General features: G+C 46.2%; 12 protein-coding genes and 15 tRNA genes. 25 read left to right on the plus strand and 2 right to left on the minus strand.

Annotated elements, in window-relative coordinates; genetic code table 11:
- Positions 1-15 precede the first annotated feature (15 nt).
- On the minus strand, positions 16-1272 hold the full coding sequence (gene hemA, locus OH463_RS17070) for a glutamyl-tRNA reductase (RefSeq protein WP_005449251.1): 1257 nt from the start codon (positions 1270-1272) through the stop codon (positions 16-18).
- Between the two features lie 134 nt (positions 1273-1406).
- On the opposite strand from hemA, the gene lolB reads away from it, so the two are divergent.
- From lolB to OH463_RS17170, 20 genes are all read left to right on the plus strand, one after another.
- Positions 1407-2045, plus strand: a complete 639-nt coding sequence (gene lolB, locus OH463_RS17075; protein ID WP_005449252.1) for a lipoprotein insertase outer membrane protein LolB — start codon at positions 1407-1409, stop codon at positions 2043-2045.
- Positions 2042-2914: a 4-(cytidine 5'-diphospho)-2-C-methyl-D-erythritol kinase gene (gene ispE, locus OH463_RS17080; protein WP_009696818.1), complete on the plus strand. Its 873-nt coding sequence runs from the start codon at positions 2042-2044 to the stop codon at positions 2912-2914. Before lolB ends, ispE begins: the two co-directional genes overlap by 4 nt.
- Positions 2915-2941: 27 nt before the next feature.
- Entirely contained in the window at positions 2942-3886 is a 945-nt protein-coding gene (locus tag OH463_RS17085; RefSeq protein WP_005449254.1) for a ribose-phosphate pyrophosphokinase, read from the plus strand.
- A 151-nt stretch (positions 3887-4037) separates the two neighbouring features.
- A complete protein-coding gene (gene pth, locus OH463_RS17090) occupies positions 4038-4628 on the plus strand; it encodes an aminoacyl-tRNA hydrolase (protein ID WP_005438598.1) in 591 nt (196 codons plus the stop codon).
- Between the two features lie 10 nt (positions 4629-4638).
- The gene (gene ychF / locus OH463_RS17095) at positions 4639-5730 is read left to right on the plus strand and encodes a redox-regulated ATPase YchF (RefSeq protein WP_005449255.1); all 1092 of its coding nucleotides are present in this window, start codon (positions 4639-4641) and stop codon (positions 5728-5730) included.
- 285 nt (positions 5731-6015) lie between these two features.
- Positions 6016-6092: transfer RNA gene (locus OH463_RS17100), tRNA-Met, on the plus strand.
- A gap of 39 nt (positions 6093-6131) precedes the next feature.
- Positions 6132-6216, plus strand: a tRNA-Leu gene (locus tag OH463_RS17105).
- A 31-nt stretch (positions 6217-6247) separates the two neighbouring features.
- Positions 6248-6322, plus strand: a tRNA-Gln gene (locus tag OH463_RS17110).
- Positions 6323-6401: 79 nt separating this feature from the next.
- Positions 6402-6478 (plus strand) — tRNA-Met (locus tag OH463_RS17115).
- A 72-nt stretch (positions 6479-6550) separates the two neighbouring features.
- Positions 6551-6635: transfer RNA gene (locus OH463_RS17120), tRNA-Leu, on the plus strand.
- A 25-nt stretch (positions 6636-6660) separates the two neighbouring features.
- A tRNA-Leu gene (locus OH463_RS17125) sits at positions 6661-6745 on the plus strand.
- A 31-nt stretch (positions 6746-6776) separates the two neighbouring features.
- A tRNA-Gln gene (locus tag OH463_RS17130) sits at positions 6777-6851 on the plus strand.
- Positions 6852-6884: 33 nt separating this feature from the next.
- Positions 6885-6969, plus strand: a tRNA-Leu gene (locus OH463_RS17135).
- A gap of 31 nt (positions 6970-7000) precedes the next feature.
- Positions 7001-7075: transfer RNA gene (locus OH463_RS17140), tRNA-Gln, on the plus strand.
- Positions 7076-7128: 53 nt separating this feature from the next.
- Positions 7129-7213, plus strand: a tRNA-Leu gene (locus OH463_RS17145).
- A gap of 23 nt (positions 7214-7236) precedes the next feature.
- Positions 7237-7313 (plus strand) — tRNA-Met (locus tag OH463_RS17150).
- Between the two features lie 18 nt (positions 7314-7331).
- Positions 7332-7416 (plus strand) — tRNA-Leu (locus tag OH463_RS17155).
- 21 nt (positions 7417-7437) lie between these two features.
- Positions 7438-7522: transfer RNA gene (locus OH463_RS17160), tRNA-Leu, on the plus strand.
- 46 nt (positions 7523-7568) lie between these two features.
- Positions 7569-7643 (plus strand) — tRNA-Gln (locus OH463_RS17165).
- Between the two features lie 54 nt (positions 7644-7697).
- Positions 7698-7782 (plus strand) — tRNA-Leu (locus OH463_RS17170).
- Between the two features lie 160 nt (positions 7783-7942).
- On the opposite strand, the gene OH463_RS17175 is transcribed toward OH463_RS17170, so the two are convergent.
- Positions 7943-9118, minus strand: coding sequence for a 2-octaprenyl-3-methyl-6-methoxy-1,4-benzoquinol hydroxylase (locus tag OH463_RS17175; protein WP_188015360.1), 1176 nt, complete (start codon positions 9116-9118; stop codon positions 7943-7945).
- Between the two features lie 258 nt (positions 9119-9376).
- Here OH463_RS17175 and miaB point away from each other — a divergent pair, with 258 nt between their 5' ends.
- The 5 genes from miaB to lnt all read left to right on the plus strand — a co-directional run bounded on the left by miaB (position 9377) and on the right by lnt (position 15003).
- Positions 9377-10801, plus strand: coding sequence for a tRNA (N6-isopentenyl adenosine(37)-C2)-methylthiotransferase MiaB (miaB, locus tag OH463_RS17180; protein WP_005438595.1), 1425 nt, complete (start codon positions 9377-9379; stop codon positions 10799-10801).
- Between the two features lie 73 nt (positions 10802-10874).
- Complete coding sequence (locus OH463_RS17185; protein WP_005447495.1) at positions 10875-11972, plus strand: PhoH family protein; 1098 nt, start codon at positions 10875-10877, stop codon at positions 11970-11972.
- A 2-nt stretch (positions 11973-11974) separates the two neighbouring features.
- Complete coding sequence (gene ybeY, locus OH463_RS17190) at positions 11975-12439, plus strand: rRNA maturation RNase YbeY (protein ID WP_005425552.1); 465 nt, start codon at positions 11975-11977, stop codon at positions 12437-12439.
- Between the two features lie 106 nt (positions 12440-12545).
- Positions 12546-13445, plus strand: coding sequence for a CNNM family magnesium/cobalt transport protein CorC (gene corC / locus OH463_RS17195; protein ID WP_005425551.1), 900 nt, complete (start codon positions 12546-12548; stop codon positions 13443-13445).
- Positions 13446-13482: 37 nt separating this feature from the next.
- On the plus strand, positions 13483-15003 hold the full coding sequence (lnt, locus tag OH463_RS17200; protein WP_269991778.1) for an apolipoprotein N-acyltransferase: 1521 nt from the start codon (positions 13483-13485) through the stop codon (positions 15001-15003).
- Positions 15004-15026 lie beyond the last annotated feature (23 nt).

A 15026-nucleotide genomic window follows, 5' to 3' on the forward strand; every position in this document is an offset into this window, starting at 1 on the left:
AATAAAAAGCGTGAGTTACAGATCATCCAAACCAAGGGTCTGGCGGATAACCGTTAATTTTGCTGGTTCGCCCTGCTCTGCCGCACTTTGCAGCGCGCGAGTTGGAGCGTGAATCAGTTTGTTGGTGAGTTTATTACTAAGTTCGCGCAGCACTTTCTCTGGGTCTGCACCGGTTGCCAATGATTGTAGGCTTTTACTTAGTAAGTCTTCACGAATTTCGTTGGCCGATTTACGATAATCACGAATGCTGTCCACTGCTTGAAGTGAACGCAGCCACGTCATAAATGCCGCGCTTTCTTCGCTAACGATCGCTTCTGCTTGAATGGCTTCTACTTTACGTTGTTCGATGTTGCTATCAATGATCGACTGTAAGTCATCCACCGAGTACAAGTAAGCGTCACTCAATTCCCCAACCTGAGCTTCCACATCGCGAGGTACTGCGATATCGACCAATAACATCGGTTGATGACGACGTTTCTTCAACGCGGTCTCAACCATGCCTTTACCAATGATAGGTAGAGGACTCGCCGTTGAGCTGATGACGATGTCTGCTCTTGGTAAATGGTCAGGAATTTCATTCAAGCTGATCACTTCTGCTCCAAATTGCTCTGCTAGACCAAGAGCTCGCTCTCGAGTTCGGTTTGCAACAATCATCTTAGTACAGCCGTTCGACGCTAAGTGTTTTGCCACCAATTCGATGGTTTCACCTGCACCAACCAACAGTACGGTTGAGTCAGACAGTGATTCAAAGATGTGTTTCGCCAATGTACAGGCAGCATAAGCCACCGACACGGCGTTACCACCAATATCAGTTTCTGTTCGAACACGTTTTGCGACTGAGAAAGTCTTTTGGAACAACTTATCAATCGACGCATCCACCGCCTGATGATCTCGGGAATCAGAAAACGCTTGTTTTACCTGACCCAAAATCTGAGGCTCACCTAGTACCAGTGAATCAAGGCCGCAAGAAACACGCATCAAGTGCTTAATCGCCGCTTGCTCTTCATGGACATAAAGGCTCGGCATCAAGTCTTCTTGACTAACTTGATGGAACTGGGCTAACCAGTCGATAAGCTTATTTCGCGCTCCTTGCTTCACGTCGCAGTACACTTCGGTACGGTTACAGGTAGAAACAATCACACTGCCATTGACGGCTTCATGGTCTCTGAGTTGCTCAAGTGCTGGTCCCAATTTATCGGGTCCGAACGCCACTTTCTCTCGCAAGTCAACAGACGCTGTATTGTGATTGATTCCAATAGCAAGCAAGGACATCTAACGTGGTATCTCTGAGATCGGTTATAAAATAGGTTCAGAATTTTACTGTAAGCACGCATTTATTGAAAGGGTAAGCCGGATTTGTTTTCCTTCACTCGGCTTTTCAATGCTATAGTTGTGAGCGATTACCGATGAAACTGATTAATAAGCCATCAAACATGACCTTACGCTCCTTTCTCATCTTGCTCATGTCGAGCATTGTTCTCGCAGGTTGTAGTTCTGTTCCTGAAAGTGTCACCAGCGTAGAGTGGCAGGCACACGAGCAGCGACTTGAAACCATTAAAAATTTTCAAGCCACAGGTAAACTTGGCTACATTGGTCCCGATCAAAGACAAAGCCTGAATTTCTTCTGGAAGCACTCTTCGTCATTAAGCCAGTTACGCTTAACGACCTTACTTGGTCAAACCGCATTAAAGCTCACTATTACGCCACAAGGCGCAACCGTCGAAACCTATGATGACCAAGTACTCTCCGCTCGTGATGCTAACCAACTGATTTACCGATTAACCGGCTTAATGATGCCAGTTGACCATTTACCTGATTGGCTACTTGGCTTACCAACAGATGCCGACTCTTTCCAACTATCACCGACCAATACTCTCCAAGCACTGGACAAACAGATCGGTTTGAACGACTGGAATATTGCTTACCAACGTTACGGTGATATTGAGTGGCATAACCAGACGTTACCTCTCCCAAACAAGCTAAAACTCAGTACGTCTGACGTAAAAATTAATTTAGTGATCACAAAATGGAACATCACCCAATGATCGATCTTTCAACCCGTTGGCCATCACCAGCGAAATTGAATCTCTTTCTTTATATCAATGGTCGGACCGAAAACGGTTACCACGAGTTACAAACTCTATTCCAGTTCGTCGATCACGGCGATGAACTAACCATTCAAGCGAACGATTCAGGTGAGATCACGATTTCGCCAGAGATCGAAGGTGTTCCTCTGCAAGACAATTTGATCTGGAAAGCGGCGACCGCACTTCAACGTTATGCGAAATGCTCGTATGGGGCACATATCGATCTTCATAAGATCTTACCAATGGGCGGTGGCATTGGCGGCGGCTCATCCAACGCAGCAACTACTTTGGTTGCGCTCAATTACCTATGGCAAACCCATCTTAGTGATGATGAATTAGCCGAAATCGGTCTTGCACTTGGTGCAGATGTGCCTGTATTTGTGCGTGGCTTTGCCGCATTTGCTGAAGGCGTTGGCGAGAAACTTTCTCCTGCTCATCCAGATGAGAAATGGTATTTAGTTGTTCGTCCAAATGTTTCTATTGCAACCGCCGACATATTCGGACATCCGGACTTGACTCGAAACACGCCAAAACGCGATTTAGAAACGCTTTTGAACACGCCAAGCGTAAACGATTGCGAAAAAATTGTACGAATGCTCTACCCAGAGGTTGATAAGCAACTTTCATGGCTGCTACAATACGCGCCGTCAAGATTGACGGGGACAGGATCTTGCGTTTTTGCTGAATTTTCGAGCAAATCCGAAGCAGAAACTATCCTTGCACAACTCTCTGATAAAGTCTCGGCATTTGTCGCTCAAGGGCGAAATATTTCGCCACTAAAAGAGACTTTGGCTGAATACCAATCAGCCTCACACCGACCTATTTAAACTGGACGCAAACCCGAGGTTTCCACCGTGCCTGATATGAAGCTATTTGCTGGTAACGCAACACCTGAACTAGCCCAACGTATTGCTGATCGTCTTTACATCTCTCTTGGTGATGCATCTGTTTCTCGCTTTTCTGATGGCGAAGTTGCAGTTCAAATCAATGAGAACGTTCGTGGTAGTGATGTTTTCATCATTCAATCCACTTGTGCACCGACTAACGACAACCTAATGGAATTGGTTGTTATGATTGATGCAATGCGCCGTGCTTCAGCAGGTCGTATCACTGCAGTAATTCCTTACTTCGGCTACGCTCGCCAAGACCGTCGTGTACGTTCTGCGCGTGTGCCAATCACTGCAAAAGTTGTTGCTGATTTCCTATCTAACGTTGGCGTAGACCGCGTTCTAACTATCGACCTACATGCTGAGCAAATTCAAGGCTTCTTCGATGTACCAGTTGATAACATCTTCGGTACACCAGTACTTCTAGAAGACATGCAATCTCGTGGTCTAGAAAACCCAGTAGTGGTTTCTCCTGATCTAGGTGGCGTTGTTCGTGCTCGTGCAACTGCAAAAGCGCTAGGCGACATCGACATCGCTATCGTTGATAAGCGTCGTCCACGTGCAAACGTTTCTGAAGTAATGAACCTAATCGGTGACGTTGAAGGTCGTGACTGTGTGATCGTTGATGACATGATCGATACAGGTGGCACTCTATGTAAAGCAGCTGAAGCGCTAAAAGAGCGCGGTGCTAAGCGTGTATTCGCTTACGCAACTCACGCTGTATTCTCTGGTAACGCTGCGGACAACATTAAGAACTCTGTTCTTGACCAAGTTATCGTGACTGACTCTATCTCTCTATCTAAAGAGATGGCTGCAACTGGCAAAGTAACCACACTAAGCCTATCTCGCATGCTAGCTGAAGCGATTCGTCGTATCAGCAACGAAGAGTCAATCTCTGCAATGTTCAACTAATACGAACATTTCAGTTAAACTGATTTCAAAAGCACCCCTCTTTGGGGTGTTTTTTTATTTGTATCGATAGGCAGAAAATCCCTTGGTCGCCCACTGCGAGAATTCTGTGCTATCATACTGCGCTTTTTGAGATTCCAGAGAGATCCTAACCTTGACTCAACCAATCAAACTTCTTGTTGGTCTTGCTAATCCGGGACCAGAATACGCCAAAACTCGCCACAATGCGGGCGCTTGGGTTGTAGAAGAATTAGCACGCGTTCACAACGTTACCCTGAAGAATGAACCAAAATTCTTTGGCCTAACAGGACGCATTATGGTCAATGGCCAGGATCTCCGTTTGCTAATCCCAACCACTTTCATGAACCTCTCTGGCAAAGCAATCGCAGCACTTGCGAAGTTTTACCAAATTAAGCCAGAAGAGATCATGGTTGCTCATGACGAGCTAGACTTACCGCCAGGTGTCGCTAAGTTTAAGAAAGGTGGTGGTCACGGTGGTCACAATGGTCTGCGTGACACTATTAGCAAACTGGGCAATAACAAAGATTTTTATCGTCTTCGTATCGGCATTGGCCATCCGGGACACAAAGATAAAGTGGCGGGTTTTGTACTAGGCAAAGCTCCAGCGAAAGAGCAAGAGCTACTAGACGCCGCAGCTGACGAATCAGTGCGCTGTCTAGATATCCTAATTAAGGATGGTCTATCAAAAGCACAAAATCGCCTCCACACGTTCAAAGCTGAATAAGGTTACTATCATGGGTTTTAAATGTGGCATCGTTGGTCTACCTAACGTTGGTAAATCAACTCTGTTTAACGCACTAACTAAAGCGGGTATTGAAGCAGCAAACTTCCCGTTCTGTACCATTGAACCAAACACTGGTGTGGTTCCTGTGCCAGATCTACGTCTAGATGCTCTAGCAAAGATCGTTAACCCACAGAAAGTTCTACCTACCACAATGGAATTCGTAGACATCGCTGGTCTAGTTGCGGGCGCATCTCGTGGTGAAGGTCTAGGTAACAAATTCCTAGCGAACATCCGTGAAACTGACGCAATCGGCCACGTTGTACGTTGTTTCGAAAACGACAACATCGTTCACGTTGCAGGTAAAGTATCTCCAATCGAAGATATTGAAGTTATCAACCTTGAACTAGCAATGGCTGACCTTGATTCTTGTGAACGCGCTATCCAGCGTAACGCTAAGAAAGCAAAAGGCGGTGACAAAGACGCGAAATTCGAACTGACGGTTCTAGAAAAACTGCTTCCTGTACTAACAGAAGGTGGCATGGCGCGTACTGTTGATCTTGCAAAAGAAGAGCTAGCAGCAATTGGCTACCTAAACTTCCTAACGCTAAAACCAACAATGTACATCGCTAACGTGAACGAAGATGGTTTTGAAGACAACGCATACCTAGATGCAGTACGTGAGTTTGCAGCGAAAGAAAACAACGTTGTTGTTCCTGTATGTGCAGCTATCGAATCAGAAATGGCTGAACTAGAAGATGACGAGCGTGAAGAGTTCCTAGCAGACCTAGGTATCGAAGAACCAGGTCTAAACCGCGTTATCCGCGCAGGTTACGAACTACTGAACCTACAAACTTACTTCACAGCTGGCGTGAAAGAAGTTCGTGCATGGACTATCCCTGTTGGCGCTACGGCACCAAAAGCGGCAGCGAAGATCCACACAGACTTCGAAAAAGGCTTTATCCGTGCTGAAGTTGTTGGTTACGACGATTTCATCCAATTCAACGGTGAAAGCGGCGCGAAAGACGCAGGTAAATGGCGTCTAGAAGGTAAAGAATACATCGTTAAAGATGGTGATGTTGTACACTTCCGCTTCAACGTATAATTAAGTGAATGAATTCTAAACACTTCATTTACATAAAAAGCCGGCCATAGCGCTGGCTTTTTTTATACCTTTCTAAAACAACAAGAAATTAAGTCCCTTAATGCAAGCCATTTTATTTCCAGTTTTAGATCATAAACGCGCCTCTTTGTTTAAAAAGGAAGCGAACGATGGATTTTGCAGGATTTATTGAAAAAAACTGTTGACGGATCTCACTCAACTTCGCATAATGCGCGCCGTTCCCGACGACAAGGCAACTTAGCGACGAGAACGAGAAAACATGGTTTTGGCTACGTAGCTCAGCTGGTTAGAGCACATCACTCATAATGATGGGGTCACAGGTTCGAATCCCGTCGTAGCCACCATTCCTAAAGGTTCTTTTTTAAGAGCAATTAGGAATAGATGCGGAAGTGGCGGAATTGGTAGACGCACCAGATTTAGGTTCTGGCGCCGCAAGGTGTGAGAGTTCAAGTCTCTCCTTCCGCACCATGTTTTAAGTGGTTTTACGACTACTGTCTGCAGGTCTATCGCCAAGCGGTAAGGCAGCGGCTTTTGATGCCGCCATTCCCTGGTTCGAATCCAGGTAGACCTGCCATTATTTAAAGTGGGATTCCTTTGACAAAAAGGGTTGTCACTTAGAGCGTGAAGGTTTATATTGTCTCGCTCAAAAAGATGGCTACGTAGCTCAGCTGGTTAGAGCACATCACTCATAATGATGGGGTCACAGGTTCGAATCCCGTCGTAGCCACCATTCTTTCTTTTGAAAGACAAAATTTAGTTGTTAGTTTTTACCAATTAACTGATAGCTTATAGAGTTCAAGATGCGGAAGTGGCGGAATTGGTAGACGCACCAGATTTAGGTTCTGGCGCCGCAAGGTGTGAGAGTTCAAGTCTCTCCTTCCGCACCATCTTGAAATGCTCTAAACAATATATGCGGAAATGGCGGAATTGGTAGACGCACCAGATTTAGGTTCTGGCGCCGCAAGGTGTGAGAGTTCAAGTCTCTCTTTCCGCACCATATATTGAATAGTCTTTTGACTATTGCCTGCAGGTCTATCGCCAAGCGGTAAGGCAGCGGCTTTTGATGCCGCCATTCCCTGGTTCGAATCCAGGTAGACCTGCCACTATTTTGATTATTGAGTTTACTCAGTAATTATGCGGAAGTGGCGGAATTGGTAGACGCACCAGATTTAGGTTCTGGCGCCGCAAGGTGTGAGAGTTCAAGTCTCTCCTTCCGCACCATTATTTGATATGTCTTAGGACTATCGCCCGTAGGTCTATCGCCAAGCGGTAAGGCAGCGGCTTTTGATGCCGCCATTCCCTGGTTCGAATCCAGGTAGACCTGCCATATTCAATGCTATTGATGTTTTACCAATTACATCAATAACTAAAGATCAAGTTGCGGAAGTGGCGGAATTGGTAGACGCACCAGATTTAGGTTCTGGCGCCGCAAGGTGTGAGAGTTCAAGTCTCTCCTTCCGCACCATACTTGATTAAAGAATATAGAATGGCTACGTAGCTCAGCTGGTTAGAGCACATCACTCATAATGATGGGGTCACAGGTTCGAATCCCGTCGTAGCCACCATTAATATAGATTTTAGATGCGGAAGTGGCGGAATTGGTAGACGCACCAGATTTAGGTTCTGGCGCCGCAAGGTGTGAGAGTTCAAGTCTCTCCTTCCGCACCATCTAAAAATAATCTATACTTTGCGGAAATGGCGGAATTGGTAGACGCACCAGATTTAGGTTCTGGCGCCGCAAGGTGTGAGAGTTCAAGTCTCTCTTTCCGCACCATACTTTCCTTTATCGGAAAGCACTTAGTTGAAAGGCTAAGACTAGTAGGGCTATCGCCAAGCGGTAAGGCAGCGGCTTTTGATGCCGCCATTCCCTGGTTCGAATCCAGGTAGCCCTGCCATTACACAACGTTGTTGAGGTTTTACCAATTACCTTGATAACTACAGAATAAGTTGCGGAAGTGGCGGAATTGGTAGACGCACCAGATTTAGGTTCTGGCGCCGCAAGGTGTGAGAGTTCAAGTCTCTCCTTCCGCACCATTCTTAAGAAACCCAGCATTAGTTTGCTGGGTTTTTTCTTTTTTCTGATTCTGGACTCGGTAGATCTCTGATTTATCGAATTAAAAAAGCGAGCTCATGGCTCGCTTTTTTTCTATCTATTGCTTTCCTATCGACCGCTTTCTATGTGATCAGAAGTCTTTTACATACCTAGCGCATACTTCAATACTTGCGCTTTGATCGGTCCTGAGTTTTCCGCCAGCTTCAATGCTGCATTACGAGCGAACTTCAATGGACCTAAATCATTACTAAAGCCTTTGTAGAACACATCCATGCCCGTTTGCATTAATAAGTTATCTGGTCGACGGGCGCGCTCATACTTGGCGAGCAAAGCATCATTAAGTTGCTCTTGCTGATTGGTAACCGAAAGCAGAACATCAACATCTTTGAAGCCGAGATTCACACCTTGCCCAGCAAGTGGGTTGATTGTATGAGCAGAATCCCCCACTAACACGCAATTCTTGTTTGAATAGCTTTGGGCATGGCGACGAGTGAGTGGGAATGAGCCAAATTGTAAAACTTCAATATCGCCTAACTCAGCAGGGAAATGACGTAGGATCTCCTCTTTTAACTGAGGTTTCGTCATCGCACACAATTGTTTAATGCGTTTTGGCGAGTCATACCACACCAGCGACCCCTGCCCGACTTCTTTACCATCCTCAGTTAGTGAGCATAACGGCAAGAACGAACGTGGACCTGAGGGAGTAAATTGTTGCCAAGTGATGTCTTGTTGAGGAAGTTCGGTTTTTACGTTGATCAACATGCAGTGTTGACGGTAATCCCATGCGGTTACGCCAATACCCGCCAATTGACGAACTTTCGAGTTCGCGCCATCAGCGCCAATCACCCAGCTAGCTTCAAACTGCTCGCCACTTTCTAGCGTTACACGGTTTACCTCGGAAAATTCTATATCTTTCAATCGCTCTGGACACATCACCGTTAAGTTGTCGTATTGAGCGAAAGTTTGCCAAAGCCCCAGTTGGATTAGGCGGTTTTCAACAATGTATCCTAACTGCTCCAATGACAGTTCATCAGAGTGAAAACGAGTACGGCACTCAGGATGTTCCCACGTTTCCAAACGACGATAAGGGCACACACGCATGCTTTCAATCGCGGACCATGCACCTAATGAATCAAGTAGCTTCACCGACTGATGAGAAATCGCGGAAACGCGAATATCCAACGCTTGAGAAGCCTCAAACGCCTTTGGCTCTGCGCCTTCTACCATTACAACGCTTCTGCCTTGCTTGGCAAACCCAACAGCCACCGCTGCCCCGACCATGCCGCCACCGATTACGGCGATGTCATACTTGTTCATTTTTTGCTCTTCATCATATTGATTAATTGGCGTTTTTTAATTGTACGTTCCATGGCTATTTTTACAAAATTGTTTAACAAAAAACCTTGCTGTATATAGGGCAAAAAACTAGATTTCATCAGGGTTTGCAGAGAATTCGTCAGATCACTAGTCAGGTGCTTTTTAAAGCAGTACAATACGCCGCTTACCGCCGAGATGGCGGCTATAATTTGAGCAATAGCTCTCCGATTTAAGTACAACTGAACGAGCGAAAGTGAGATGAGTAAGAAACTGCTAATTAAAACCTGGGGCTGCCAGATGAACGAATACGATTCATCAAAAATGGCCGACCTGCTTAATGCTGCAAACGGCTATGAGCTGACCGAAGAGCCAGAGGAAGCAGACGTACTTCTACTTAACACCTGTTCGATCCGTGAAAAAGCGCAAGAGAAAGTTTTCCACCAGCTTGGTCGTTGGAAGACACTAAAAGATAAAAAACCTGGCGTAGTTATCGGCGTAGGTGGTTGTGTAGCAACTCAAGAAGGTGATCACATCCGTCAGCGTGCTCCATACGTTGACGTAATTTTTGGTCCACAAACTCTTCACCGTCTTCCTGAGATGATTAAACAATCTCAATCGGATGAAGCACCAGTAATGGACATTTCATTCCCAGAAATCGAAAAGTTTGACCGTCTACCAGAGCCTCGTGCTGAAGGTGCAACAGCATTCGTTTCTATTATGGAAGGCTGTTCTAAGTACTGTACTTACTGTGTAGTACCGTACACTCGTGGTGAAGAAGTAAGCCGTCCAATGGATGACGTACTGTTCGAAATCGCACAGCTAGCAGATCAAGGCGTACGTGAAGTAAACCTACTGGGTCAAAACGTAAACGCATACCGTGGTCCTATGCACGACGGCGAAATCTGTTCATTTGCAGAACTGCTTCGTTTGGTTGCGTCTATCGATGGTATTGATCGTATCCGCTTTACAACAAGCCACCCATTAGAGTTTACTGATGACATCATCGCAGTATACGAAGACACACCTGAGCTAGTAAGCTTCCTTCACCTACCGGTACAAAGTGGTAGTGACCGAGTGCTGACTATGATGAAACGTCCTCACACTGGGATTGAGTACAAGTCGATTATCCGTAAACTGCGTAAAGCACGTCCTGATATCCAAATCAGTTCAGACTTTATCGTTGGTTTCCCTGGTGAAACAGACAAAGATTTCCAAGACACAATGAAGCTAATCAAAGACGTAGACTTTGACATGAGCTTCAGCTTCATCTTCTCTCCACGTCCAGGTACGCCAGCGGCAGACTACCCTTGTGACCTATCAGAGCAAGTGAAGAAAGAGCGTCTATACGAGCTACAACAAACCGTAAATGCACAAGCAATGCGCTACTCTCGTTTAATGCTTGGTACTGAGCAACGCGTTCTGGTTGAAGGTCCTTCTAAGAAGAACCTAATGGAGCTTCGCGCTCGTACAGAAAACAACCGTGTAGTAAACTTTGAAGGTAGCGCAGACCTAATCGGTCAGTTCGTTGACGTGAAGATTACGGATGTATTTGCTAACTCGCTACGTGGTGAGCTAGTACGTACTGAAAAAGACATGGACCTTCGTAGTGTGATTTCACCAACGCAAATGATGGCGAAAACACGTCGCGAAGATGAGCTAGGTGTAGCTACTTTTACGCCATAAGCTCGTACAAATAGCCATTGAGAGCCTGGTCGTTATCAGGCTCTCGTTAAGTGGCATAAAATGAGAGGCAACATTGAGCAATAAAATCGTAACGCTAGAAATCAATCTAGAACCTTCAGACAACCGCCGACTAGCAAGCCTGTGCGGTCCATTCGATGACAACATCAAGCATTTAGAACGTCGTCTAGGCGTTGAAATTAACCACCGTAGCGACCTTTTCACCATTGTCGGTAAACCTCATACCGCAGCTGCTGCGCTGGATATCCTGAAAACCCTTTACGTAGACACCGCTCCTGTCCGCGGCGAAACGCCTGATATCGAACCAGAGCAGATCCATCTGGCAATCAAAGAATCAGGTGTACTGGAGCAAAACACCGAGTCACATTTCGAACACGGTAAAGAAGTCTTTGTTAAAACGAAAAAAGGCGTGATCAAGCCTCGTACACCAAATCAGGGTCAATACCTGATGAACATGGTGACGCACGATATCACTTTCGGTATCGGTCCTGCTGGTACAGGTAAAACTTACCTCGCGGTTGCAGCAGCCGTCGACGCACTAGAGCGCCAAGAGATCCGCCGTATTTTACTTACTCGTCCAGCGGTTGAAGCGGGCGAGAAACTGGGCTTCCTACCTGGTGATTTGAGCCAGAAAGTCGACCCATACCTACGCCCTCTCTACGATGCCCTATTTGAAATGCTGGGCTTTGAGCGCGTAGAAAAGCTGATTGAACGTAACGTGATTGAGGTAGCACCTCTTGCTTACATGCGTGGTCGTACTCTAAACGACGCCTTCATCATTCTTGATGAGAGCCAAAACACCACCGTCGAGCAGATGAAGATGTTCCTAACGCGAATTGGCTTCAACTCTCGTGCGGTTATCACTGGTGACGTCACACAGATTGACTTACCTCGCGGCGCGAAATCAGGTCTTCGTCATGCCATTGAGGTACTGAGCGAAGTTGACGACATCAGCTTTAACTTCTTCCAAGCTGACGACGTAGTGCGCCACCCAGTGGTTGCTCGTATCGTTAACGCTTATGAGAAGTGGGAAGCGCAAGACCAGAAAGAACGTAAAGAGTTCGAAAAACGCCGTCGTGAAGAGCGTGATGCCAAATTGCTAGAAGCAGCAAAAGCAGAACTGAGCGCACAAGTCGCGGCAACTAAGGAATAACCATGGCAATTGAACTTGATTTGCAACTGGCAGTCGAAAATGAAGAAGGCTTACCTTCTGAGCAAGATTTCCAATTGTGGCTAGATAAGACCATTCCTCTTTTCCAACCACAAGCGGAACTGACGATTCGTATTGTCGACGAGCAAGAAAGTCACGAGCTAAACCACGAATACCGTGGTAAAGACAAGCCGACCAACGTGCTATCTTTCCCATTCGAAGTACCACCGGGTATGGAAATGGACCTACTGGGCGATTTGATTATCTGTCGCCAAGTCGTTGAAAAAGAGGCAGTAGAGCAGAACAAGCCTCTACTAGCACATTGGGCGCATATGGTTGTACATGGTAGCTTGCATCTGCTAGGTTATGACCATATCGAGGATGATGAAGCTGAAGAGATGGAATCCCTCGAGACAGAAATCATGCAAGGTATGGGTTATGAAGACCCATATATTGCTGAAAAAGAGTAGCTTTGGTTGCTCGACAGGGAAAGGCGAACTACCCAGATAACCATCTCGTACTCGTCTTTCTATGTGAGCTATCACACATCTGATAGCGTTACTTAATTGAGAAACAATGAACGAAGATAATTCTCCCTCTTCTAATGAAGGCAAGAAAGAAAAGGCAGAAGGTCCGAGTAGAAAGTCCTTCTTTGAACGTCTAGGTCAACTATTTCAAGGCGAACCAAAAGACCGCCAAGAGCTTGTGGATGTGATCCGCGACTCTGAAATCAATGACCTGATTGACCACGACACCCGCGACATGCTTGAAGGTGTAATGGAAATCTCCGAAATGCGCGTGCGTGACATCATGATCCCGCGTTCGCAAATGGTTACTGTTGAGCGCACAGACGATCTTGATACTTTGATCGCACTGATCACTGATGCTCAACACTCTCGCTACCCTGTGATCAGCGAAGATAAAGACCATGTGGAAGGCATTCTACTAGCGAAGGACTTACTCAAATACTTGGGCTCAGGCAGTAACCCATTTGATATCGAAGAAGTGATTCGACCAGCAGTCGTAGTACCGGAAAGTAAACGTGTAGACCGCCTGCTAAAAGAATTCCGTGAAGAACGTTATCACATGGCGATTGTTGTCGATGAATTCGGCGGTGTTTCTGGTCTTGTAACTATCGAAGATATCCTTGAAGAAATCGTAGGGGATATTGAAGATGAGTTCGATGATGATGAAGAAACCGATATCCGTAAGCTGAGCAAACACACGTTTGCTGTCAGAGCTCTGACAACCATTGAAGAGTTTAATGAGACATTCGGTACCAACTTCAGTGATGAAGAAGTGGATACCGTTGGCGGCATGGTAATGACTGCTTTTGGTCACCTACCATCGCGTGGCGAAGTCGTGGATATTGAAGCATACAGCTTCAAAGTAACGGCAGCCGACAACCGTCGTGTCATTCAACTTCAAGTGACGATTCCAGACGAAGAAAAGCTGGTTGAAGCCACTCAAGAGTAACGCGATACCCTAACATCGGGAATATCAGAAAAATAAAATGATGAATGTACTCTTTCATCGCCTCAAGCGGCCCTTAGTGGCCGCTTTTGTTGGCGCCTCCACTACCCTAGCATTTGCTCCTTATCAGCTATGGCCGCTTGCCATACTTAGCCCTGCTATCCTACTTATTCTTCTTGCAGACCAGTCACCTAGGCGTGCGCTTTGGATCGGTTATTCATGGGGTTTAGGGCAATTTGCGACAGGAGTAAGCTGGGTTTACGTTAGCATTGCAGGCTTTGGCGGCATGCCGCTGATTGCAAACCTATTCCTCATGGGCTTGTTAATCGCCTACCTATCCATATACACCGGTTTATTTGCGTGGCTCACTAACAAGTTTTTCCCTGAATTTACCCTAAGCAAAGCATTGCTTGCTGCTCCTGCGTTATGGCTAGTGACCGACTGGCTGCGTGGCTGGGTTATGACAGGTTTCCCTTGGCTATGGCTTGGCTATAGTCAAATTGACGCACCATTTGCCAGCTTTGCACCCATCGGTGGTGTAGAACTACTAACACTGTTCATCATGATCAGTGCTGGTGCATTGGCGTATGCTTGGATTCACAAGCAATGGTTAATGATCATCATCCCTGTGGTACTGTTAAGTGCAGGCTTTGGTATTCGCCAATACGATTGGGTAACTCCTCGCATTGAAGACACAACCAAAGTAGCGCTGATCCAAGGTAACGTTGACCAGAACCTAAAATGGCTACCGAGCCAACGCTGGCCAACCATCATGAAATACGCAGACCTCACTCGTGAGAACTGGGATGCTGACATCATCGTATGGCCAGAGGCTGCCATTCCTGCATTTGAAATTGAAGTCCCGTCGTTCTTGAGAAACATCGATACTGCGGCGAAAATGAACAACAGCGCCATTATTACGGGTGTGGTAAACCAAGGAAAAGACGGTCAATTCTACAACAGCATTTTATCGCTGGGTGTAAATCCATACGGTGATTACAGCTTTGATATGGACAAGCGCTACCACAAGCACCACTTACTTCCGTTTGGTGAGTTCGTGCCGTTTGAAGACGTATTGCGCCCACTTGCACCATTCTTCAACTTGCCAATGTCTTCCTTCAGCCGTGGCGATTTCATTCAGCCAAACATCGTGGCGAATGGAAAGCACATGGATCCTGCACTGTGTTATGAAATCATCTTTAGCGAACAAGTTCGTCAGAACGTGACCGACGATACTGATTTCATTCTAACGCTTTCTAACGACGCTTGGTTCGGTCATTCAATTGGTCCACTACAGCACATGGAAATCGCTCGAATGCGTGCTCTAGAGCTGGGTAAGCCACTTATTCGTTCGACCAACAATGGCGTAACCGCAGTGACCGACCATAAAGGTAAGGTGATTGAACAAATCCCTCAATTTGAAACCGCAGTGCTTCGCGCAGAACTTGTTCCTACCGATGGTCAAACTCCGTATCGCATCGTCGGCACTTGGCCTCTGTATATTTGGACTGGATTAAGTTTGATGTTGGCTTGGTGGTTATCAAGGAAGAAAAAGTCATAAGTGAAAAAGAGGCTCTTAGGCCT

Origin of the sequence: Vibrio sp. NFR (genome assembly GCF_027587095.1) — a bacterium.
GTDB lineage: Bacteria > Pseudomonadota > Gammaproteobacteria > Enterobacterales > Vibrionaceae > Vibrio > Vibrio harveyi.

What these genes read in the sequence shown, in the direction of transcription:
- hemA (WP_005449251.1), bottom strand. Translation starts at nt 1,272, where the DNA reads ATGTCCTTGCTTGCTATTGGAATCAATCACAATACAGCGTCTGTTGAC.
- lolB (WP_005449252.1), top strand. Translation starts at nt 1,407, where the DNA reads ATGAAACTGATTAATAAGCCATCAAACATGACCTTACGCTCCTTTCTC.
- ispE (WP_009696818.1), top strand. Translation starts at nt 2,042, where the DNA reads ATGATCGATCTTTCAACCCGTTGGCCATCACCAGCGAAATTGAATCTC.
- ychF (WP_005449255.1), top strand. Translation starts at nt 4,639, where the DNA reads ATGGGTTTTAAATGTGGCATCGTTGGTCTACCTAACGTTGGTAAATCA.
- OH463_RS17175 (WP_188015360.1), bottom strand. Translation starts at nt 9,118, where the DNA reads ATGAACAAGTATGACATCGCCGTAATCGGTGGCGGCATGGTCGGGGCA.
- miaB (WP_005438595.1), top strand. Translation starts at nt 9,377, where the DNA reads ATGAGTAAGAAACTGCTAATTAAAACCTGGGGCTGCCAGATGAACGAA.
- ybeY (WP_005425552.1), top strand. Translation starts at nt 11,975, where the DNA reads ATGGCAATTGAACTTGATTTGCAACTGGCAGTCGAAAATGAAGAAGGC.
- corC (WP_005425551.1), top strand. Translation starts at nt 12,546, where the DNA reads ATGAACGAAGATAATTCTCCCTCTTCTAATGAAGGCAAGAAAGAAAAG.
- lnt (WP_269991778.1), top strand. Translation starts at nt 13,483, where the DNA reads ATGATGAATGTACTCTTTCATCGCCTCAAGCGGCCCTTAGTGGCCGCT.